We start from the raw sequence: 21527 nt of genomic DNA on the forward strand, positions 1-21527 counted from the left end.
GCTGCGACAGCCAGGCCAAATAATAAAAATGATTTATGGCCGTGCCAGTGGGGCAATGGGGATCACCCGCCGCGCGCGCCGGCGCTGGCGCAGGTGGGCGGTGGCCAGCGCGATGGCACCCAGCGCCAAGGCCAGCGTGGCCCAGGTGGGCGACACGGTGGCCAGCCGTCGCCAGCCCATCAGCGCCAGCACCAGCGCCGCGCCCACCCGCAGGCAGGGGGCCAGCCAGGGCTGTTCGGCGCGCAGGCGCTGGCCCAGCGCGGCGCAGGCCGGAATCAGCGCCAGCATGGGTGTCAGCAAGGCCCCCGCGCCAAACGCCATGCCCAGCCGCGCGCCCTGGCCAGGGTCGGCGCTGGCAGCGGCGGTGGTCAGCAAGGTGGCCAACGGCGTGCAGGGAATCAGGGTGAGCGCCATGCCCAGCAAAAAGGGTGAGCTCAGCCCGGCGCGGCCAGCGCGGTGGCACAGCGCAGCGGCGGTGTGCGGGGTGCTTGGGCGTAACAGCAGGCCGGCGCAGGCCAGCGCTGCGGTGCCAATCAGTGCATTGCCCACGCCGGAGCGCAGGGTCTGGAGAAACCAGTCGCCCAGGCTGGCCGCCAGCGCGCCCAGGCTGGTGTAGGCCAGCCAGCGCCCGCCCAGAAAACTCAGCGCATCGCGCAGCCCGGCGCGTGCGCCGCCAGCGCCGGCCAGGGTCCAGGCACCGATAAAGGGCATGCAGGTGGCGGCACAGGCGGTGAGCCCCAGCGAGGCCCCCAGCAGCAGCACGCCGGTCAGCGAGGCATCAGCCGCCATGGCTGCTGTCCGCCGGTTTGGCGCGGGCGATGCGGATCACCTTGCGTTCGCCATCCGGGGTTTCCCGCTTGACCTGGCGCTTGTAGTAGTCGCGCGAGGAGCTGAACGCCGCCAGCGGACCCACCCGCACGCGGATGATCTGATCGTCCGGGCAGTATTCGGCACAGCGCCCACACAGAGTGCAATCTTCGGTGAAGGCCCGGCGGCCGTGCTGGTGGTGGATTTCCGGGATATCCATCGGACAGGCGCGGCTGCAAATGCCGCATTGGGCGCATTTGCTGTGTTCGCGTTTGTCCAGGCGCAGCAGCGACACATGACGCGCCAGCGCATTCATGGCCAGCATCGGGCACACCCGGCAGAACGGCTGGCGCACGGCCAGGCTGGCCAGCAACACAAAGCCGGCCACCGTGTTGCCAATCAGGCTCAACGTCAGCCCCAGCGCATCGCCGCCCACTTTCAGCGCCAGCTCGTCGGTCTGGCCGGTCAGCAAGGTGGTGACAATCCGTGACGGGCAGACATCGCAATAGGGGTTGCCCGCCGAATGCGGGGCCACGCCCAGGCCGGCGGCCAGCGGCAAGGCAAACACCAGCCCCAGCAACACCAGCCATTTCACTGGCCGCAGCCAGCGCAGCCGCGCCGGGGCCACGGTGCGCCGCGCCAGCCCCAGCTTGCGCCCCAGCCGGTACAGCCATTCCTGTACCGTGCCCAGCGGGCACACCCAGGCGCAAAACGCCTTGCCCAGCAGCAGATAAGCCAATAAAAAGCTGCCCAGGGTGAGCAGCAGCGGCAAGAAGGTTTGCAGCGCCACCTGCTGGGCGCGCGCCAGCGCGGCACCCACCTGATGGTCCAGCTGGTGTTGCAACGGCACCAGCGCGCAATAGCCGCCGTTTTGTGTGTCGTAGGCGCAAGACAAAGCCGGCAGGGCGGTGGAGATTTTTTCTGCCGCGTAATAACCCACCAGATTGGCCCCCCAAACGGTGAGCAGCAGCATCAGCAGCTGCACGCTCAGGCGCACACGCCCTAACGATCATGGAGAGTAGCGCCACCCCAGAAGATGAAAGAGACTATCGGGTGGAAGTTGGCGGGTCGAGGTCGTATTAGTACTTTGCGGCTTGACCCAGCCTCTAACGTGACCTGCCAGACTGACTCGCACCCCGGATTGCTTCCATCGAGAGCGCACGCTAAACAGGCCGTTGGCGACTTGTCGCCTTCAGGCTCATTCAGTCCTGGTGCCCGCCTCCTTCCATCCTCAAGTGTAAATCGATAGGAAGCGCCATGGAACTGTCAGCACTGTACAAATGCGTCATCGGACTCGACGTCCATCAGGCGCAAATCACCGCCTGCGCATTGATTCAGCAACCCGATGGCAGCACGCGCATCGAGCAGCGGCAGTTTGGCGGCTTTGCCCGCGACCGCCGGGAACTCGCGGATTGGGCCGCTTCCTTGCACCCGGATGAAGTCGTGATGGAGAGCACCGGCATCTACTGGAAGAGCCCGTATGCCGCGCTGGAGGCAGTCGGCATCCGCGCCAAGGTGGTGAATGCCCGCCACGTCAAGCATGTCCCTGGCCGCAAGACCGATGTGGGCGATGCCCATTGGCTGGCGATGCTGGCGCGGGCCGGTTTGTTGCGCGCCTCGTTTGTCCCGCCTGCAGCATTGCGCGAATTGCGCCTGATTGCCCGTCAGCGACAGAAACTGGTTGGCCAACTGGCCTCTGAGAAGAACCGGCTGCACAAAGTGCTGACCGACAGTGGAATTCGCCTTGGCGTAGTGGTCAGCGATCTGCATGGGCAATCTGCCCGCGCCATGGTCAAGGCGATCATCGCCGGGCAAGCCCCACAGCAGGTGATCAACCTGGCCAGCCGCCGACTGAAGGCCAGCCGTGAGGAGATCTTCGATGCCCTACAAGGCGATCTGACCGCCAGTCACCGCTTCGTGCTCGACGAACTGATGCAGCATATTGAGGAGATCGAAGCCAGGATCGACCGCTTCGACGTCCGATTGCTGGCTGGGCTTGAATCCGAGCGGGGCACGCTGGCGCTGCTGCAAACGATCCCTGGCGTTGACCTGATCGGCGCGGCGATGCTGTTGGTGGAAATTGGCTCGGACATGGGCGCCTTCGGCAGCGCAGATCGTTTGGCTTCGTGGGTTGGCGTTTGCCCGGGCAACAACGAGTCGGCGGGCAAGCGCAAGTCAGGCCACACCCGCAAGGGCAACCCATATGTGCGCCGCCTGCTGTGCGAGTTTGCGCATGCCGCCAGTCGCACCACATCGGTGTTCAAGTCGAAGTTCCAGGCTCTTGTGGTCAGGCGTGGCTACAAACGCGCCATTATTGCAATTGGTCACAAAATTCTGCGCACGCTGTTCTTCATGCTCAAGCGGCGCGAGCATTACCGGGATTGCGCGACGGATTACGAGGCGCTCTCTGTTCAGCGCAATGCCCCACGCTGGATCAAGGCGCTGACTAAATTTGGCTTTATCACGCCAGCCAGCGCCTGATTCTGCATGGGCGTTTTTTTACATGGCCTTCGGGCCAGGGTGACGCTCGTCCTGGTGGTGGGCTCTTTCACGCTAAAGACAGCCCAGACAAGATGGATTTCATGCGCGCTCCCGTTTGCGTCGGATCAAGGGTGCCGCCAGCACCATGCCAAAACCCAGCGCACCCACGCCGGCAGCCAGGCTGCGCTCGCGCATGCGATCAGGGTAGTAACGGTGGGCGTAGGTGCTCAGATAGTTGCGCCCGTCGATGGCCTGATTGACCGCCAGCACAAAGCCCTGGCTGGCATTCATGGAATTGGGGCCTGCCAGCGCCGCCTCGGGGAAATCACGCGGAAACGTCACCTCCACCTCGCCGCGCGCATCGCTGACCCACACCCGGCGTGTGCCGGGCTCGGTGAGCAGCTCAACGCCGACATTGGGTCGCGGCTGGCCATTGAAGCGCACCTGAAAGCGCCACTGGCTGGTTTCCCGCACGCCGCCGTGTTCGGGCAGGCGCTGCGGGACAATTTCCAGCCCGTCGCGGCGCTGCGCCAGCAAGGCAGATGGCGATAGCGGCTTGCCGGGCAAATAAACATGGGTGCTGGCGCGCAGCACAGTGTGGTCATCGCGCGCACCACTGGCACTGAACCAGACGTGGCCGCTGCCAGTCTGCTCGCGGCTGGCGCGCCAGCCGCTCAGCGTCTGGCCATCCGTTCGCGCCACGGTGTGCATGACCAGGGTTGGGGTGGGCAGATTGGCCGCGTCGATGCGCACGCCGCCGGCTGACTCGCCACGCGTGGCCTGCGCCTGCAACAGCGGATAGCGCGTCCATGTCGGGCGCTCGGTGGGGGCGGCATGGGTATGTGGTGCGGGCGCGGCCAGCGCACCGGCCACCAGCCAGAAACAGCCCAGGCCCAGGCCCAGGCCAATGGGCTGCCAGCGCAAAAACATCGCCATATCTCACCTGTTAATGCGAAAAGGTGCGGCGGATTATAGTAGTTTTACTCAGGGCTTCTCTGCGACATAATGTCGCAGGCTGTTTTGGCTATCACACACCGATAAAAAATGGGCAGCGCCATTGCGCTGCCCGATTGGCGCATGCGCCAGCAGTCTTCCACGTATTGTGTTCACCACTCCCGCTCAGAATTTTGCCTGCACCCCCACCGTCACCGTGCGGCCAGGGGCAATATAGCCAATCCCGTCATACTGTTTATCCGCCACATTGGCCACACTGAGGCGAGCGGTCAACTGCTTGCCCAGTGCGTGGCTCAGGCCAATATCCACCGTGGAATAGGCTTGATATTCTGTGGTGTTGGCGTCATTGCCGTAGCGTTTGCCCACATGGTTAAACGTGGCAAACAGTGTGCTGCCCGGCATCCATTGATAGTCCGCCTTCAAAAACCCCTGCTGGCGCGGCACATTGGTCAGGCTTTTGCCCTGCAGGCTGACATCACGCGGGTTTTTGACGATTTTGGACTGGTTCAAGGTGTAACTGCCGGTCAGCGTCAGCGTTGGCCGGACACGATACACCGCCTCCAGCTCCAGCCCTCGCGTGGTTACCGTGCCAATATTGATCTTGTCCACATGGCTGGCGTTGCGCTGCACCGAATAAATAAAATCCTTGGCGTCGTTGTAATACGCTGTGGCCTTGACATGGCCCATCTGGCCAAAATACACATCCACGCCAAAGTCATAGGCATTGACCTTTTCTGGGGTCAGCGCCGGATTGGCCCAATAGGTGACATTGCCGCGTTTGGTGTCGGCGTACAAATTGAACATGTCCGGCAGATTGAACGCCTGCCCGGCGCTGGCGCGTAAATTGACTGCGTCGTTCAGTTTGAACAAAGTGGCCAGTTTGGGCGACAGCTTGCTGTCGGTTTGGCTGCGGTAGGCTGAGTTGGGTTGCCCGGTGCCGCTGTCGGTTTGATTGCCGCCAGTTTTCCAGTGGTCGTAGCGCGCGGCCAGGTTCAGGTTCCAGCGTGGGGTCAGCTGCATGTCATCCTGTACAAACAGCCCATAGCGCCGCACATCGCCGCACATCGCCGCGCGTATCGCGCAAGCGCGTGCTACCTGGATAGTCAAAATGGTTGCGGAGATCACCGTCCAGATAATCCATGCCCACGGTCAGCTGCTGCCCTGGCGTCAGCGTCCAGGCGTGCTGGAGATTGCCGCCCACGGTACGGTCTTGGTACAGGCCTTTTTCGGCAATGCTGCGGTAGCTTGGCGTGCTCAGTGTGTCGGCCCATTGCTTGCCCAGCCGCGCATACACCATGGCGGTGGTGCTGGCGCCGTCAGCTTCGCGCGCATAGCGCAGGGTGGGCAGCCATTGCTCACGGGTGGAGGGCTGGTAGCCTGGTGCGCCTGGCCGATAAAAACCGGTGGCTTCGTCTTTCAGGTAGCTGACCCCAGCCTCCAGCAGTGATTGCGCGCTCAGCTCGTGCGCCACTTTCAGCGAAGCATTCTGCTTCACTGTGCCGATGGCTTCCTGGTTGGCTACTGGCACGGTGGTGTCCGGACGCCACATGGTGTAGCCGTCGCTGGAAAAATGGCTGGCCGACAGCCGCAGCGAGGTCGGGCCAGCGCCATACGAATGCGACGCCGTCAGCCGCTTGCTGTTCAGGCTGCCGTACTCCGCCCCCAGCCGGGTGACGCTGCCGGCCTCGGGCGCGCGGGACAAGACGTGAATCACCCCGCCCATGGCATTGGCACCGTACAGGCCAGAGCTGGCACCACGCACAATCTCCACGCGCTCGATATCCTGGGTGCTCAACTGCGACCAATCCACCTGGCCATCGTAAAGCACATTCATCGGCACGCCATCCAGCAACACCAGCGTGCGGCTGTTGCCCGGCAGGCCGCGCGTGTAGGTTTGCGCAATGCGGTTGGGCGAGGAGGCGTCCATCCGTGCCGCATACACCCCCGGCACGCCTTGCAGCAGTTGGTCCACTGTGCTCGCTGGCGATTGCTCGATGGCCTCGCGGCTGATCACCGATACGGCAGCCGGCACATCGCGCAAGGCTTTCTGGGTTTTGGTGGCGGTGATCACCAGCGGATTCAGTTCAGTGGCCGGCTCAGCGGCAAGCGTCAGCAGTGGCATGGCACCGACAAAAATTCCGCTCAGCCGCCAGGCCAGATGAGACAGGCGAAACATGGGCATTCTCCTCAAGTGAAGATATCTTTGGCGCGCCAGCCCGATGGCGCTGGCGGCGTTCTTGCATTCAGCGTTTGGTGTGCGCCTTGGTGAGCCGGGCTGGCGTCAGCGTGCGTGCCAGCCGTTTGCCGCCCAGCACCAGCGAAGTTACCCCCAGACCAATGCCCAGCAGGCTGGCCACAATCATCCAGCCATCCCACAGCGGGCGGCTGCGCAAAATGGGCAGGTCCCAGCTGTGCAGGGCGTTGAACAGCCAGCGGTAGCTGCGCCGGCTGCGGTCGATGCGTTTGAGCAGCTGGCCGGTGCTGGCGTCCAGATACAGCCAGGTTGCTGCCGGGTCATCCAGTTGCAGGCGCAGCACCGGAAACGGTTTGTCCAGCGGGTCTTCGCCGCGTGGGCGCAGGTAGTAATAGCTGTCGCCTTCGCTCAGCCACTGGCGTGCCACCACCTGGCTGTCCGGGTAGAGCGCGCGGGCCGCGCGTTCCAGTTCGGCCTGGCTGAAGGTGTGGGGGCGCGGGCCGCTGTTGCTGGGGCCGGCCAGTTCGCTCAGCCGGCTGACCCGGCCATCGGCCTGATACGCCAGCAACACCGCGTGTTCGCCCAGATGCCGCCAGTGCAGCGCCACCCACGGCGATGCCGGCTCGGTGGCCAGCGGCGCGCGCCAGTCCAGCGCGGCGGCTGGCAGGCTGCCTTGCTGGTAGCGCGCCAGTTCGGCGGGCTTGACCCCGGCGTGGCTGAACAGATGCCAGGGGTTATTGGCCAGAAAGCCGCTGAAAATCCACAGCATTGCCCACACGCCGCCGGTCAGCCCCAGCCAGAAGTGCCAGCGTGGCCAGGCGGCGCTGCGGTAGGGGTGAACCAGGCCGGTGGCATAGCGACGCTGGCCAAACCAGCCTGGCCGCCAGCGCTGCCAGCCCACCCACAGCCCGGTCAGCGTGGCAAAGCAGGCCACCAAGGCGCTCCAGGTGAGAATGTCCTTGCGTGATTCGCTCAGGCCAATGTCGTCCAGCGGGCGCAAGAAATGCAGCCAGCTGCCCAGCCAGGTGAGCGTGCGACCCAGCGTGGTGGTGGCGCGCACCACTTCGCCGGTTTTGGCCGAGATATGCAGCTGGGTGCCGTCGGCGTCGTTCAGCGCCACGCGGTGCAGCGGGCGGAAGGGGTCGAAGCTCATCATCCGGGTGCCGGCGTCGGCGCGTACCGTGTCGAGGAACATCGGTGTGCTGGTGGCATCGCCTGCCGCCTGCGCCCAGTCTCGCGCCAGGCGCACCGCCCGGCTGGCGTCGGTGCGCAGCAACTGGCCGTCCTGTGCCGACAGCACATGGCGCTGGCCGGCCTGGTCAATCAGCAGCCAGACAGGTTCGCCGGCCTGCATCAGCAGGCGGGCTTCGCCCAGAGTCGGGGCGGCTTGGTCAGGGTAGGCGCGCTGCCAGGCCTGCGCGGCGCTCAAGGTCACGGCGTGGGTGGGCAAGGGCGGGCTGTGCGCCAGCCGGGTGCTGCTGCCCACGCGGGACGAGCCGGCATATACCATGACCAGGCCAGAAAAAAACCAGATGAGCATGAACAGGCCCAGGGCAATGCCCAGCCAGCGATGAAGAATGAATAGCGTGCGTTTCACCGGGAGAGTCCTTGGTGGGAAGCCGGGCGCTGGCGACAACCTGCGTTGCGCATGGCCTCGGTGCGGATGCGGGCGCATCACGTGGGGGTGGCCCCTTTTCTCTCGGGCATGAGCCGGCAGGCAGAAAAGGGGCCGGTCAGCATGCCTGCCGGATCAGGAGAACGAAGGAAGGCAAACCGCCCGCTGCGCGTCAATAATCCAATTTCAGTTCGGCGTGCCAGGTGCGTTGCGGCATTGGGTGATAGGCAAACATCTTGTCGTTATTCAGGTTGTCCACCCCGGCGGCCACGGTGAACTGTTTGTTCAGCTTGTATTGCAGCCGCGCATCCAGCACCAGATAACGGCTATTCACCCCGTACTGGCTGACATCGTGGGTCACGGTGTTGTTGATGTCGTAAGCCTGCTTGCCGCTGTAGCGCGCCCCCAGGCTATAGCTCAGTGCATCATCATGCCGATAGGTGGCCAGCAGGGTGGCGCGCCAGGTGGGGATGCCGGGGCAATCGCATGAACGGATATCAGCCCAAGTCCGCAGGGTCATTGACGGCAATTCTCATGAAATGAACACGCCTGCCAACCGCTGCAGGCCTTCTTTTCCATGGTTTTACCCAAAAAACCACAAGTCAGAGAGGGTGTGGACAATTTCTGGCTTGTTGGTTTTTGGTAAATTTCAGCCAAGTGCATGATAAAAGCATTCATGCGATTGCCCTGTCCTTGCCGTCGATGGGGGTGGGCTGTATAAAATACCAGTATGCAACGCCTTCAAGCCTACAAATATGAACTGATGCCGACCGGCCAACAGCAGCGCGACATGCGCCGCTTTGCTGGCTCGTGCCGTTTCGTGTTCAACAAGGCATTGGCCTTGCAAAAGGAGCGCTACGAGCAAGGCAAGAAGAAGCTCGGCTACGCAGGGCTGTGCAAGCTGCTCACCGAGTGGCGCAATGGATCTGAAACGCCGTGGCTGGCCGATGCGCCCGTTCATCCGCTGCAGCAGACGCTCAAGGACCTGGAACGCGCTTACGCCAACTTCTTCGCCAGGCGGGCCGACTTCCCGCGTTTCAAGAAGAAGGGCCAGTCCGACAGCTTTCGCTATCCAGATCCGAAACAGATCAGGCTCGATCAGGCCAACAGCCGAATCTTCCTGCCCAAGCTCGGCTGGCTGCGCTACCGCAACAGCCGGGAAGTATTGGGGGTGGTGAAGAACGTCACCGTCAGCCTGTCGGCAGGCAAGTGCTTCGTGTCAATCCAGACCGAACGCGAGGTCGAGCAGCCGATTCCAAAGGGCGGCGCAGTCGGCATCGACATGGGCATCACCCGTTTCGCCACGCTCTCGGACGGCACGTTCCATGCCCCGCTCAACAGCTTCAAACGGCATGAAACCGCCTTGCGCCGTGCGCAACGTGCGATGAGCCGCAAACAGAATTTCAGCAGCAACTGGAAGAAGGCCAAAGCCCGCGTCCAGCGCATCCATTCCCGCATCGGCAACGCCCGCCGCGACTACCTGCACAAGTGCTCCACCACGATCAGCCAAAACCACGCGATGGTGTGTATCGAGGACTTGCAGGTGCGGAATATGTCCAGGTCGGCGGCAGGTACAACCGAAACACCGGGCAAGAACGTTCGGGCCAAGTCCGGCCTGAACAAGTCCATCCTTGATCAAGGATGGTTCGAATTCCGTCGCCAACTGGACTACAAACTGGCGTGGAACGGCGGGCATCTCATCGCCGTGCCGGCGCAGAACACCAGCCGGACGTGTCCGTGCTGCGGCCATGTGTCGGCGGACAACCGCCAGACGCAGGCACGGTTCCTGTGTGTGGAATGCGGTTTCGAGGAAAACGCCGATCTGGTCGGCGCGATCAACGTGCTTCGCCACGGCGAAGCGCTACTGAGTAGCGAAGGGCAGGACGATGCCCGGATCGCCTGTGAAGTGAGCGGTGCAGTCATGCCGCCAGCAGCAGGAACCCGCCGAAGCGACTCATGCCAGCCTGATGCCGGGATGAGCGCCGTAGGAATCCCCCGGCTTTAGGCGGGGGAGGATGTCAAAATGGCGTTGCTGCCGGCGGCGCTGCCCTGGAACAGCTCGGACACGGTGGGCATGCGCCAGGCGCGCGTACACCCCTTCGCCCGCGCTATTGCGCAGATAGCTGTTTACCGTGGAGTCAGAGTCGTTTTGCCAGTAACCCAGCTGGTAGCTGGCCGTCAGGCTGGGGCTGATGTCCCAGGCCAGTTTCAGCCGGGCGCTGTCCTGCACGGTGTGGTCAACGCTGGTGGCACCCAGAATCAGCCGGCTGGCACCATATGGGTCGGTATCGGTTTGCGCGCCGGTCACGGCGGTGGCGGCGGCGCTGCCGGTGTAGCGGCTGGGGTTGGCGGCAAAACTCATCGGGTGGCCGTGGCTGTCCAGATGGCTGGCGTTCTGCCACCACGACACTGCCCCGCTGCGATTGCCCAGCGCGGCTTCCAGCTTGTTGCCGGTGTAGCGGCTGTCGGTGTCGTACAGCTTGAAGCTTTCGCTGAAGGTTTGCGCCTTGACGTGGGCTTCAAATTTTTCTGGCATGCGCGTGCTCATCACCACCACCGAGCCCACCGAGTTGCCTGGATATTCTGCGGCAAACGGGCCGTAAATCATGTCTACCCGGCTGATTTCTTCCGGGCTGAGCAAATTCCAGCGCGGCGGAAAGTCATAGCGACTGCCCAGCAGATTGGACAGCAACACGCCGTCGGCGTACAGCAGCGAGCGCGCGCTGCTGGTCTGCCCCGAGGTGCGGGTGGCGATGATGCTGTTGCGGTCGCCGATATAGCGTTTGCGCACCTGCACGCTGGGCAGGTACTTCACCACATCTTCGGTATTGATCACATTCACTGATGCGGCAATTTGCCGGGCGTCCATCCCGGCTTGTGACGCCGGCAGGTTAACCGGCACGGCACTGCTGCGCCCGCCGCTGACCAGCACTTCACCCAGCTGGGTGTCGGCGGCCTGGGCCGGGAGCAGGGCAAAAACAGATAAGGCGGCAGACACGCCGGCCATCAGGGGGGATAAGGCAAAGGAACGCGAATACATCGGCAACCACTCCGGCTGGGGCAAGCAGCACAATTTATCTTTTTGTAAATAAAGAAGGTTTTTTCGGGCAGGAAAAACCTTCTTGCCTTGACTGGCCGGCAGTATGGGCAAAACCGTGGCGGCAGGGAATGCGACATTTTGCCGCACGACAAGCCCCGGCCCGGCTGCTATGGTGGCGGCCTTTCAGGCGTGTGATGGGGTGTCGGGCGTGTGCCGTCCCACTGCAACGCGCCAGCTTGGCCAGGGATGGCAGGAGGAATCGGGATGACAGCAAGGGGGCTTTTGGCGGCCAGCACCGGGGGGGAGCTGGCCGCTGGGCCAGCCGGTCTGGCGCGCTGGCCGGCTGGCGCACTGGTGGCCGGCCTGCATGGCCTGGCCATCTGGGCCTTGTGGTCGGGCTTGCCGCCGGCGGCAAGCCCGCCTCAGCCCTTGCCCATGCAAGTGCGCATGCTGCAGGCCGCACCTGCGCCAGCCTCCACCCCGGCACCGGTGCAGCCGGCCAAACCCCTGCCGCAAACCCTCCGGCCACTGCACCCGCCACGGCCTACCCCCACCCCACTGCTCACCGCTGCCCGTAGCGCCCCCAGCAGCAGCCCGATTCAGGCCGCGCCAGCCGCCCCGGCACCCGTGGCCGCCAGCCCGGCAGCCGCCGAACCGGCACCGGTCAGCGCCGCCCGGTTTGACGCCGACTATCTGCACAACCCGGCCCCGGCCTATCCGGCCATGTCACGGCGCAATGGCGAAGAAGGCCGGGTGCAGCTCAGCGTGCGGGTCAGCGCGCAAGGCCGTGCCGAACAGGTGGACGTGCGCCACAGCAGCGGTTACCCGCGTCTGGACGATGCCGCTGCCGCCACCGTGCGGCAATGGCGGTTTGTGCCGGCGCGGCGCGGCGATGAGCCCATCAGCGCCACGGTGCTGGTGCCGATTGTGTTTCGGCTGGAAGCGGCGTCTTGAGCGGCGCGGCATGAATTTTGTCTGTAACCGGAAGATTTTGATGACATTCTGTACGATTCGTCCCCTGACCCTGGCGGTGTGCGCCGCCCTGCCGCTGCTGGCCCAGGCCGAAGCTGAACCCACGCGCACCCTGGGTGAAGTGCTGGTACACAGCAAGGCCCCGGCAGAAAACCTGAACCTGGACCAGCGCGCCAGCACCGCTTCGCGGCTGGGGTTGAGCGTGCGCGACACCCCGGCCACCGTCAGCGTGGTGGATCGCGACACCCTTGAAAAATGGGGGGCCGACAGCACGCAGGACATGCTCAAGCATGTGCCGGGGATGACCGCCGCCTCGCCGCCTGGGTCGGCGGGTTCGGTGTATTACCGTGGTTTTGGTGCCTCACAGCTGACCCAGCTGTTCAACGGCATCACCGTGCAATACGACGCCATTGCCGCCCGCCCGGTGGACAGCTGGATTTACGACCGGGTGGAAGTGATTGGCGGCCCCTCAACCTTTTTGTTTGGCGCGGGCGCGGTGGGCGGTGCCATCAACTACCTGAGCAAACAGCCGCTGCGCGATGAATCGCTGTTGCAGGCGCGGCTGAGCTATGGCTCATTTGACACCCAGGACATTGCGCTGGGGCTGAATCAGGCGCTGACCCGGCCCGAGCAGGGTGGGGTGGCGCACACCGTGCGGGTGGATGCCAACCAGCGGCGCGGCCAGGGCTATGTGGACGGCAATAACCGCGAATCGGCCAATGTGGCCATGTCGCTGCTGAGCGAGGTAAACGCGCGGCTGTCGCACACCCTGTCGCTGGAATATCAGCGCGAAACCAGCCATCGCCCCTACTGGGGCACGCCACTGCTCAACCCCACCAGCAATGGCCAGATTGACGAAAGCACCCGGTTCAAGAACTACAACTCGCAGGACGGGATTTACCAGCAAACGGTGAAATGGGCGCGCTCCCAGCTGGACTACCAATGGACGGACGCCACCCGCCTGCGCAACACCCTGTATCACTACCAGGCGCTGCGCGACTATCGCAATGTGGAAAGCTACCGCTTCAACAGCAGCAATAGCGCGGTCAGCCGCAGCTCGGCGCTGTTGCAGCGTCACGATCAGGACCTGACGGGCAACCGCCTGGAGCTGACCCATCAGGGCACGCTGGCCGGGTTGCCATCCCACTGGGCAGCCGGCTTTGACTACAGCGTGAATCACCAGACCCGCTACCCGCTGTCGCTCAGTCCGGTGGTCAGTACGGTCAACCCCGCCCAGTTTGTCACCGAGTCGTTTTTCAATGTGCCCGGCATGACCCCCGGCTTCCGTCCCGACCGCAGCAACAAGGTGACCACCCTGGCGCTGTTTCTGGAAAACCGCACCCAGCTGGGCGAGCGCTGGTCGCTGCTGACTGGCCTGCGTCACGATCAGATCAAGCTGGGCGTGCGCAATCACCGCACCGTGTCGGCCACCGACCCGGCGTATTTCAGCCAGACCTACACCCCCACCACCGGTCGGGCGGCACTGAGCTACGCCCTGAGCCCAAGCGCCAATGTGTACGTGCAGTACAGCACCGCCGCCGACCCGCCCGCCGGCATCCTGACCACCGCCAGCTTCAGCCAGGTGCGCGACTTCGACCTGACCACGGGCCGGCAAGTGGAAGTGGGCAGCAAGTTTGACTACTGGGCAGGGCGTGGCAGCGCCACACTGGCGGCCTACCACATTGTGCGCAAAAACCTGGCGATTGCCGACCCGAACCAGCCTGGTGTCACCCTGCCGGTGGGCCAGCAGTCGTCACGCGGCATCGAGCTGGCCACTGCACTGCGCCTGAGCCCGCGCTGGTGGGTGAAAGCCGACGTTGCGCTGGTGGATGCCCAGTACGACACCTTTACCGAAAACGTCAGCGGCGTGGCCGTGTCGCGTGCGGGCAAACGGCCCAGCAATATCCCGGCGCGGGTGGCCAATCTGCGCGTCAGTCACGACCTCACTGGGGCATTGCAAGTGGGCATGGATGCGCGTTATGTGTCGCGCCGCTACGCCGACGCGGCCAACACCATCAGCGACAAGGCCTACACCCTGCTGGGGGCATCGCTGAACTATCGGCTGAACAAGCAGGTGTCACTGTCGGCGCGGCTGAATAACCTGACCGACAAGATCTACGCCGCCAATGTGTCCACCGGCCAGTTTTACCTGGGCGCGCCGCGTTCGGCAGAAGTGGCCGTTCAGGTGGACTTTTAATCCATGCCGCCCGTCCTGCGCCGCTGGGTGTTTCTGGGTCATCGCTGGCTGGGCATTGGCCTGGCGGTGTTCATGCTGCTCTGGTTTGTGTCTGGCGTGGTGATGCTCTATGTGGGCTACCCCAAGTGGACCCAAGCCGAGCGTCTGGCCGCCCTGCCGCCCTTGGCCGAGCCCGCTGCCCCGCTGGACTGGCCGCGTCTGGCCACGGCGCTGGCCGGGCAGCAGCCCGACGCCATCCGCCTGACCAGTGTGGCCGGCCAGCCCCGGCTGATCGTCAGCGGCCCCGGCAAGCGCGTGCGCGCGCTGGACTGGCAGGGTCAGTCACTGCCAGGCGCCGATGCCGCAGCCGCGCTGGCGGCGGCGCAGGCGCTGTTTCCCCAGTCACCGGTGCGCGAGCAAGGCCTGGTGGACGAAGACGCCTGGACCCATTCCAAAGCCCTCGACCCCCTGCGCCCGCTGTACCGGGTGCAGGTCACCCACCCGGCAGACACCCTGCTGTATGTCTCGGCACAAACCGGCGAGGTGGTGCGCGACGCCAGCGCGCTGGAACGCAACTGGAACTGGGTGGGGGCCTGGCTGCACTGGCTTTATCCCTTGCGTGGCGGCCTGCTGGATGCCTGGTGGGCCGATATTGTCATCACCCTGTCGCTGCTGGGCTGCCTGCTCAGTGTGTCCGGGCTGTGGATTGGCCTGCTGCGCTGGCGGATGTTCGGGCGCTTTCCCAATGGCAGCCGCTCACCGTATCGCCCCGCCTGGATGCGCTGGCACCACTGGCTGGGGCTGGGCGCGGGCCTGCTGACGCTGACCTGGGTGTTCAGCGGGCTGATGTCGATGAACCCCTGGAAAATGTTTGACAGCCATGCGCTGAAACCCCGCTCACAGGCCATGGCCGGTGCGTCGCTGGCGCAGGCACCATTTGCGCTCAGCCCGTGGCCGGGCATTGCCAGCCTGGCCCAGCAAGGTTTTCTGGCCCGCGAAGTACACTGGCGGGTGATTGCCGGCCAGGGTCATTACCAGGCGCTGGATGGCATGGGCCGTTCGCGACTGTGGGCGGCGCAGGCCAACGCACCAATGCGCCTGCGGCTGAGTGCCGTCGAACTGGAACACGCCGGCCAGGCCCTGCTGCCCAGCAAGGTGGCGCGGGCCGAATGGCTCTCCCATTACGACTTTTACTACTACAGCCGCGCCGCGCACACCATGGGTGGCCATCAGGACAAACCCTTGCCGGTGCTGCGCCTGCAATTTGCCGACGCCAATGCCACCTGGGTGCATCTTGATCCATACAGCGGCACGCTGCTGAACAGCCTGGACCAGCATGGCCGGCTCAAGCGCTGGCTGTTTGCCCTGTTGCACAGCTGGGACTGGCTGCCATTGCTCAGTCAGCGCCCGCTGTGGGACGGCGTCATGATAGCCGCCAGCCTGGGCGGTACCGGCTTGTCGCTGACCGCGCTGGTGATCGGCTGGCACCGGCTGCGCCGCCGCGCCCCGCTCGGCCAGAATACTCATCCTGCAAGGAAACCCGCATGACCTCCCCTTCTCTTGGATTGGCCCACTTCTGGGCACAAGGCGACAACGTGTCGCACCTGGTGGCGCTGGCGCTGCTGGTGATGTCGGTTGGCAGCTGGACGCTGATGCTGCACAAGCTGCTGGCGCACTGGCGTGTGCGCCACACCCTGCGCACGGGGCTGGACGCCTTTTGGGCCGCGCCATCGCGGGCGGTGGCGGTGGACACCCTGCGCCGTGAAGACCGCAGCCTGATTTTTGCCACCCTGGCCACCGACGCCGAACGGGCGGCGCAGGCCTACGAACAAAAAAGCTGTGGCGGGATTGGTGCCGGGGTGGACGCCAGCGAATTCATTGGCCGCACCCTGCAGCAATCGATTGTTCATGCCCAGGCCAGGGTGGAATCCGGGCTGACCTTTCTGGCCTCGGTGGGCTCCACCGCGCCATTTGTGGGCCTGTTTGGCACGGTGTGGGGGATTTATCACGCGCTGATTGGCCTGTCTGGCGCGGCGCGGATGAGCATCGACCAAGTGGCCGGCCCAGTGGGCGAGGCGCTGGTGATGACCGCCGCCGGGCTGTTTGTGGCCATTCCGGCAGTGCTGGCCTACAACGCCTGCACCCGCGCCAACCGGCTGGTGCTGGCACAGCTCGATGGCTTTGCCCACAGCCTGCATGCCTTTCTGGTGGCCGGGGTACGGGTGGCCTCACCCGCCCGCGCCGCCGACTGAGCGCGGGCGGCAACACGCGGGACTCCCGCGCAGGCGGGGATGCGCTGACGGGCTTTGCCGGCGATGTCCACGGGCAAAACAGCATGCCCGACCCGATGCCCGGCATGCCCCGGCCTTCAGGCCGTCAGCATCTTTTTTATCTGGAGCAGAGTATGGCTTTTAATGGATTTTCCCGAGGCAATGGCCACCCACCGCCCATGGCAGACATCAACACCACCCCGCTGGTGGATGTGATGCTGGTGCTGCTGGTGATTTTTCTGATTACCGCGCCGGTGCTGCACCAGGCCGTCAGCATCGACCTGCCGCAAGCCAGCGCCGCCCCGGCACCTGACGCAACACAAGCCATCCGTCTGTCACTGGATGGCCAGGGCAATGTGTTCTGGAACGACACCCCGATCAGCCGCGAGCAACTGCCCGCCCGCCTGGCCGCCGAAGCCGCACGCCAGCCGGAACTGCACCTGCACGCCGACCGCAACACCCGCTACGAAGCCGTGGCCAGCCTGATGGCCAGCGCCCAGCAGGCTGGGCTGGTGAAGATTGCATTTGTGACCGATCCGGCGCGTTAGCCAGCAAGCGGTGTTTTGCCTGATGGCTATCCCCGCCTGACTTCCCCGTTTTCTCTTTCCGCCCCCGCTGCTTGCCGCACCGGGGGCGTTTTGCGCGCCTCTTTGCCGGCTTGGCTGAGCGCGGTGCGTCGCTGCAGAAACACGGTGATTGGTCGAATGCGTTGGGCAACCCAGGGGGAGGGAGTGTCAGGCTGGTTCAACAAGGTTGGAATGATTTGATGAGTTTTAGGGATACGCTGAAAAAATCGTCATTCCCGCGAAGGCGGGAATCCAGGGTGTTGATTTTGCTGGGTTTTGCTTTTGGTGAGAACAGTTTTTTTGAATAAATCAGCGCATCCTTAGTGGTTGGGTTATTATCTATTTTGATTGAAATCTTTAGTGGAGGTGTTACGTATATCTACTCGGGTAGATATACGGTAAAAACAGGTGTGTTTGACTAAAAATGGACTCCCCTACATCGTTATCAAGTAAAATTTTTTATATCTCAATAAGCTTAATTTTCGTCTGGAGGATATATGATTTTAGGTCGTGGTATTAGTAGTTTGAGCGCCGGTGAAAAATTGCATGCCAAGCTTACCCAAGCTGGTGTCGGGCCAAAGCGTTTGGAAAAACAGGGGGAAGTACCAGCATCTTCTGTTAAGCAAGATCGTGATGGCGTTGTTGTGACTTTATCGATTGATCCAAAAGCAATAAACGCGCTCATCCAGAAACAAGAAGACAAGGTTAATCTAAAAAGTGCGGCAGATTTTAGTGATTTCTTGAAAAATTTTCATGAAGAATTATGCGACTCTAAAAAAGACTCAAAAATGCTGAATGAGCTACCTGAAAGCAGCGACCCAGCACGTTTGGATCTGGCTAAACAAGCGGCAAATTATATCCTGCAAACATCAGGTGAGCCATTGGCATATGGTGATGTCTCGGCAAAGAATCCTTTTTCAGCACTGGGGAGGAAAACTTTGTCAAATATTGCTTTTGATGATTCCGGTGCCTATACCTCGTCAGAGAGATTCGTTGCTTTTACTGAGATAGAGCATCGTGATCAAGAGTTTGGTAAAAAAATTACTGAGCAAATTGCCACGATGTCGCGTAAAGATGAAAGTCGATCGACACTCTGGACCCGATTGATCCAAAGTAATGCCCGCGCTACGCTACTCTCTGAAATGAGCGAAACAGAGCGTGCTTTTCGTGGCTTCGGTACAGAAGCCAGCGAACGTACGATAGCTGCCGCACTGAAACTGGAAACAAATGGTGTGAATCCTCCCGAGCTACCAGAGTACCAAAATCTGCGTGAAGCGAAAGACAGTGTGCTGGCTGCCGTGACTGATACACAGGGGCTGGTTGCCTGGAAGATGGTTTCAGTCAAGCAGCTGGCTGCTGATAGCACTCGGCTGGAATTAATCGAATTTGTGTCTGCCAGTAAAGATGCAACAGCAGAAAAGAATCCACCACAAGAAGCGACAGCCGCCAGCAAAGCCCCGGCCAACCCGGTTTCTCAGGCAAAGGCCAGTCGTTGGTTATCATTGTACGCCACAATTGGGGCCTACTGAATCATACTGAAGTGAGTACTACCAAGCTAAATATAGTGATATTGCAATGCCCCCGGTGGTGTATCCACTGCCGCGAAAATAGCCACATCGCATGACCCTACCGTCATTTATAAGCCCGGTGACGGCGTGGTTTCTTCCGGTTCGGCTTACGTGGCGGCGCTGGCTTGCCAGGCCGTCGTTTGCTGATCTGCCCAGCAATTCCAGCAAACAAGGCCGGCCCAATCCTGTCGATTGATGCCGGGTCTTCCAGCAACTGCGGCAGATACAAACGCACCAGATGTGTGGCATGAGTCAGGTTTGGCACCAGCGTGGCCGCATCCAGCTCCTGTTCCGCCAACACATCCTGCGCGGCAATGATGGTCAGATTGTGCAACAGGATTGAGGCGTGGAACTCCTGACGAATCGCCTGTGGCGTCTCTCCGCCAAACTGCTCCAGTTGCAAGCGACATTTGAGATGCCGGAACGCCTCTTCGATGCGCCAGCGTTGCTGATACAGCGCTGCAAAGTCTACTGCGGGCCAGCGTGACGCATCCAGCAGCGACGTGGCCAGAATTTCAATCTGGCCTGTTTTGAGCGGAACACGCACCAGGCGCACCGAGAATGCATCCATCGGCAGCTGGTGCTGGACAAAATCCTGGCGCTGCCCGTGGCCAGGCTGCATCCTGATGACAGCACAAGCCTGACCAGACGCCACAAAAGCCTGAACCTGTGGCGAAAAACTCTGTGGCAGACGAATGCAGAAATGTTGCTGGCGCGCCAGCAACAAGGCAAACAGCCAATAAGCCGGATACCCGCGATCCAACACCAACAAATCGTCAGGGCGCAGATGCTCAAACTGTTCGGCCAACATGCTGCGTTCGTCACGGGTGTCGGCAGCCAGACTGGCGTGCAGAATCAGACCTGAACTGGTTTCACACAAGGCGCTGGCGCGGGCAAGACTGTAGATGCCGCCCTGCGAGTGGTAGCAGTTGAATCCATCTGGGCCGCTGCTGATGGTGTCAGGGTGTGTGGTGGGCAGATAAAGCGTGGTGCCATCGCAGGCAACCACACGCAAGCCGTGCCAATCTGGTGCGGGATGGAGGTCTGCCAGAACCGCCTGGTTAAGTTCGACAAAGGCTTGCCAACGCAACTTCTTGCGCGCCATGCGGAAAGCATCGTCATGAGCGCGACGGCCCAAGGGCAAGGAAATCCGGGAGAAGAACTGATCAAGCTCGACTTGCAGCGAGCGCATCAGATTGACGAGCAAGACGCCGACGACACGCTCGAAGGTGAAAACGGCGCGGCGGGTAAAGTCGCGAGCAGCCTGGCGATGTCGGGCAATGAAGTCCACGGACGTGATGAGGGTGTGAATTTTATGGATTGAACTGGAGTATTGAGAGGGGCGGTTTTTTTGTCATTTTTACATACTGATCAATTGGTTGTGCGCGCTATTCTACCGTAAGGGAAGGTTGCACGGTGTATGATTTTTAGCTAATTTCGCGGCAGTGGGTGGTGTATCGGGGGCATTTTTATTTCCAGGTCACTTCTTTGTGGCTATGTGAACATTGTTTTCGGAAAAGGTAAGGCGGGTTGAAAAATACGTATTGAGTAACTGATGGAAAAGTGTCATTCCCGCCTGGATTAGAGTTCAGGATATTGATTTTTCTGGATTTTACTTATTGGATGACACGATTTTTCTGGGTAAATCAGTGCATCCTGAGTATGCTTGTCATGATCTGTCTCTCCAGTTTTTACGTATATCTACTCGCGTAATACTACGTAGTAAATCATGTTGTTGTAATTAAGTTGCAGTATATTTTCGATATGTTACCTGGCTTCTTGCTAAATGGCATGTTATTCGTATATGTTTGCTATGTTCATAATTGTTAGCCAGCAGGAGAAGCCTCATGAGCCAAGTGCCCAGCAGTACCCGCACCGCTTACACCACGCCCACGTATGCTGATGGGTCAAAGAACAGCAACACGCAGAGCAAGCCCGCCAGCACGGGCACCAGTCTGAGTGCCAGCGATGTGACCGTATCCCGGCAGGCCTATAGCCAGGCGAAATTTGATTCGTATGAGACGATGGATCGGAATTCGCTGAAGAAAAAGGGTGTTGAGATACTTGATCAACTCTATATTGCTGGCTCAAAAAAAGCCAATGATGAAGTGCCTGATTCTGATGATCCGGTTCGTTTGGCTAGAGCGAAGCAAGCGACGGATTTTGTGTGTGGGCAAAGTGGTACTAATTTCAAAAGCAGTGCTAAAAATCCCTTTGCAGGTATGTCAAGAGAATCGCTAACTAAAATTATGTATGACGACAGTGGCACATACACGATCAATGAGCGAGCTGCTGCTGGTAGTGAGCAGCAGCGGCAAGATTATAACTATTGGTCTCCAATTATCAGTGATTCATTTATGAGTGGTGACTGTAGAAAGCACTATCGTGCTGCAATTGAATTTTATGATAAATTGTCTCCGATTGAGAAATCATTTGCACCAGTAGGTTACCGTGAAAATGTAGTCAATTGGTTGAAAAAGGAAGAGGAGCGGCTGGAAAAACTAGATGATGTCAACACGGCACAACCTCTAGTGGATAGCGCCAAAAAAGATAAAATTATTTCAAATCAACTCTTTTCTGGTGAAAAAAGTCTGTATGGCTGGATGAATACCCTTGTTCAGGCTGAGCAAGCCATGGCAAAAAATGCTGCTCAGCCTCCGGTGGAAAAAGGAAAGGAGCCGACTGATTCAATTTTTCGTGTGACCTGGAATTCTGTGATCCACCCGGTTAAAAAACTTTTTCAATAAGCTGCTCTTTCTATGCAAATAATCTTACTTAGTACACTATTGATAGTTAAATAATCTACTGCTATTTCTTGCAAGGAAGATGCTAAAAAATCGTCATTCCCGCGAAGGCGGGAATCCAGTGTTTTAATTTTTCTGGG

The 21527-nt window shown here is 61.2% G+C and carries 18 protein-coding genes; 9 read left to right on the forward strand and 9 right to left on the reverse strand.

Annotation, left to right across the window (positions count from 1 at the left end; genetic code table 11):
- Positions 1–33: 33 nt before the first annotated feature.
- Together BXU06_RS02825 and BXU06_RS02830 are read right to left on the reverse strand one after the other, a co-directional pair.
- Complete coding sequence (locus BXU06_RS02825; protein ID WP_077296618.1) at positions 34–789, reverse strand: sulfite exporter TauE/SafE family protein; 756 nt, start codon at positions 787–789, stop codon at positions 34–36.
- A complete protein-coding gene (locus BXU06_RS02830) occupies positions 779–1804 on the reverse strand; it encodes a 4Fe-4S binding protein (RefSeq protein WP_216352530.1) in 1026 nt (341 codons plus the stop codon). Before BXU06_RS02830 ends, BXU06_RS02825 begins: the two co-directional genes overlap by 11 nt.
- A gap of 260 nt (positions 1805–2064) precedes the next feature.
- Here BXU06_RS02830 and BXU06_RS02835 point away from each other — a divergent pair, with 260 nt between their 5' ends.
- The gene (locus BXU06_RS02835) at positions 2065–3288 is read left to right on the forward strand and encodes an IS110 family transposase (RefSeq protein WP_077296620.1); all 1224 of its coding nucleotides are present in this window, start codon (positions 2065–2067) and stop codon (positions 3286–3288) included.
- A 99-nt stretch (positions 3289–3387) separates the two neighbouring features.
- On the opposite strand, the gene BXU06_RS02840 is transcribed toward BXU06_RS02835, so the two are convergent.
- The 5 genes from BXU06_RS02840 to BXU06_RS02860 all read right to left on the reverse strand — a co-directional run bounded on the left by BXU06_RS02840 (position 3388) and on the right by BXU06_RS02860 (position 8571).
- Positions 3388–4224, reverse strand: coding sequence for a DUF4198 domain-containing protein (locus tag BXU06_RS02840; protein ID WP_150125071.1), 837 nt, complete (start codon positions 4222–4224; stop codon positions 3388–3390).
- Between the two features lie 183 nt (positions 4225–4407).
- Complete coding sequence (locus tag BXU06_RS02845) at positions 4408–5262, reverse strand: TonB-dependent receptor domain-containing protein (RefSeq protein WP_171982087.1); 855 nt, start codon at positions 5260–5262, stop codon at positions 4408–4410.
- 1 nt (position 5263) lies between these two features.
- Complete coding sequence (locus BXU06_RS02850; RefSeq protein ID WP_171982088.1) at positions 5264–6418, reverse strand: TonB-dependent siderophore receptor; 1155 nt, start codon at positions 6416–6418, stop codon at positions 5264–5266.
- A gap of 67 nt (positions 6419–6485) precedes the next feature.
- Entirely contained in the window at positions 6486–8033 is a 1548-nt protein-coding gene (locus tag BXU06_RS02855) for a PepSY domain-containing protein (protein WP_171982089.1), read from the reverse strand.
- Between the two features lie 190 nt (positions 8034–8223).
- The gene (locus tag BXU06_RS02860; protein ID WP_077296635.1) at positions 8224–8571 is read right to left on the reverse strand and encodes a TonB-dependent receptor domain-containing protein; all 348 of its coding nucleotides are present in this window, start codon (positions 8569–8571) and stop codon (positions 8224–8226) included.
- A gap of 210 nt (positions 8572–8781) precedes the next feature.
- Between BXU06_RS02860 and BXU06_RS02865 the strand changes: the two genes are divergently transcribed.
- Positions 8782–10056 carry an RNA-guided endonuclease TnpB family protein gene (locus BXU06_RS02865; RefSeq protein WP_077296637.1) on the forward strand — a complete coding sequence of 425 codons (1275 nt, stop codon included), beginning with the start codon at positions 8782–8784 and terminating at the stop codon, positions 10054–10056.
- On the opposite strand, the gene BXU06_RS02870 is transcribed toward BXU06_RS02865, so the two are convergent.
- Complete coding sequence (locus BXU06_RS02870; protein WP_077296639.1) at positions 10006–11091, reverse strand: TonB-dependent receptor plug domain-containing protein; 1086 nt, start codon at positions 11089–11091, stop codon at positions 10006–10008. The genes BXU06_RS02865 and BXU06_RS02870 overlap by 51 nt on opposite strands.
- Before the next feature lie 282 nt (positions 11092–11373).
- Here BXU06_RS02870 and BXU06_RS02875 point away from each other — a divergent pair, with 282 nt between their 5' ends.
- The 6 genes from BXU06_RS02875 to BXU06_RS17195 all read left to right on the forward strand — a co-directional run bounded on the left by BXU06_RS02875 (position 11374) and on the right by BXU06_RS17195 (position 18604).
- Positions 11374–12045: an energy transducer TonB gene (locus BXU06_RS02875; RefSeq protein ID WP_216352531.1), complete on the forward strand. Its 672-nt coding sequence runs from the start codon at positions 11374–11376 to the stop codon at positions 12043–12045.
- A 40-nt stretch (positions 12046–12085) separates the two neighbouring features.
- Positions 12086–14260: a TonB-dependent siderophore receptor gene (locus BXU06_RS02880; RefSeq protein WP_077302610.1), complete on the forward strand. Its 2175-nt coding sequence runs from the start codon at positions 12086–12088 to the stop codon at positions 14258–14260.
- 3 nt (positions 14261–14263) lie between these two features.
- Positions 14264–15787, forward strand: a complete 1524-nt coding sequence (locus BXU06_RS02885; RefSeq protein WP_077296643.1) for a PepSY domain-containing protein — start codon at positions 14264–14266, stop codon at positions 15785–15787.
- On the forward strand, positions 15784–16491 hold the full coding sequence (locus BXU06_RS02890; RefSeq protein ID WP_077296645.1) for a MotA/TolQ/ExbB proton channel family protein: 708 nt from the start codon (positions 15784–15786) through the stop codon (positions 16489–16491). The genes BXU06_RS02885 and BXU06_RS02890 overlap by 4 nt, the downstream gene beginning before the upstream one ends.
- A 152-nt stretch (positions 16492–16643) precedes the next feature.
- Positions 16644–17057 carry a biopolymer transporter ExbD gene (locus tag BXU06_RS02895; protein WP_077296647.1) on the forward strand — a complete coding sequence of 138 codons (414 nt, stop codon included), beginning with the start codon at positions 16644–16646 and terminating at the stop codon, positions 17055–17057.
- Positions 17058–17572: 515 nt separating this feature from the next.
- Positions 17573–18604, forward strand: coding sequence for a hypothetical protein (locus BXU06_RS17195; RefSeq protein ID WP_150125073.1), 1032 nt, complete (start codon positions 17573–17575; stop codon positions 18602–18604).
- A 103-nt stretch (positions 18605–18707) separates the two neighbouring features.
- On the opposite strand, the gene BXU06_RS02900 is transcribed toward BXU06_RS17195, so the two are convergent.
- A complete protein-coding gene (locus tag BXU06_RS02900) occupies positions 18708–19934 on the reverse strand; it encodes an IS4 family transposase (protein WP_171982090.1) in 1227 nt (408 codons plus the stop codon).
- A gap of 556 nt (positions 19935–20490) precedes the next feature.
- On the opposite strand from BXU06_RS02900, the gene BXU06_RS02905 reads away from it, so the two are divergent.
- A complete protein-coding gene (locus tag BXU06_RS02905) occupies positions 20491–21390 on the forward strand; it encodes a hypothetical protein (RefSeq protein ID WP_077296651.1) in 900 nt (299 codons plus the stop codon).
- Positions 21391–21527: the final 137 nt, after the last annotated feature.

The organism is Aquaspirillum sp. LM1 (assembly GCF_002002905.1).
GTDB lineage: Bacteria > Pseudomonadota > Gammaproteobacteria > Burkholderiales > Aquaspirillaceae > Rivihabitans.

Coding starts and splice junctions, on each gene's coding strand:
- BXU06_RS02835 (WP_077296620.1), top strand. CDS start 2,065: ATGGAACTGTCAGCACTGTACAAATGCGTCATCGGACTCGACGTCCAT.
- BXU06_RS02895 (WP_077296647.1), top strand. CDS start 16,644: ATGGCTTTTAATGGATTTTCCCGAGGCAATGGCCACCCACCGCCCATG.
- BXU06_RS02825 (WP_077296618.1), bottom strand. CDS start 789: ATGGCGGCTGATGCCTCGCTGACCGGCGTGCTGCTGCTGGGGGCCTCG.
- BXU06_RS02905 (WP_077296651.1), top strand. CDS start 20,491: ATGAGCCAAGTGCCCAGCAGTACCCGCACCGCTTACACCACGCCCACG.
- BXU06_RS02870 (WP_077296639.1), bottom strand. CDS start 11,091: ATGTATTCGCGTTCCTTTGCCTTATCCCCCCTGATGGCCGGCGTGTCT.
- BXU06_RS02865 (WP_077296637.1), top strand. CDS start 8,782: ATGCAACGCCTTCAAGCCTACAAATATGAACTGATGCCGACCGGCCAA.
- BXU06_RS17195 (WP_150125073.1), top strand. CDS start 17,573: ATGATTTTAGGTCGTGGTATTAGTAGTTTGAGCGCCGGTGAAAAATTG.
- BXU06_RS02880 (WP_077302610.1), top strand. CDS start 12,086: ATGACATTCTGTACGATTCGTCCCCTGACCCTGGCGGTGTGCGCCGCC.
- BXU06_RS02840 (WP_150125071.1), bottom strand. CDS start 4,224: ATGGCGATGTTTTTGCGCTGGCAGCCCATTGGCCTGGGCCTGGGCCTG.
- BXU06_RS02850 (WP_171982088.1), bottom strand. CDS start 6,418: ATGTTTCGCCTGTCTCATCTGGCCTGGCGGCTGAGCGGAATTTTTGTC.
- BXU06_RS02845 (WP_171982087.1), bottom strand. CDS start 5,262: ATGCAGCTGACCCCACGCTGGAACCTGAACCTGGCCGCGCGCTACGAC.
- BXU06_RS02885 (WP_077296643.1), top strand. CDS start 14,264: ATGCCGCCCGTCCTGCGCCGCTGGGTGTTTCTGGGTCATCGCTGGCTG.
- BXU06_RS02860 (WP_077296635.1), bottom strand. CDS start 8,571: ATGACCCTGCGGACTTGGGCTGATATCCGTTCATGCGATTGCCCCGGC.
- BXU06_RS02890 (WP_077296645.1), top strand. CDS start 15,784: ATGACCTCCCCTTCTCTTGGATTGGCCCACTTCTGGGCACAAGGCGAC.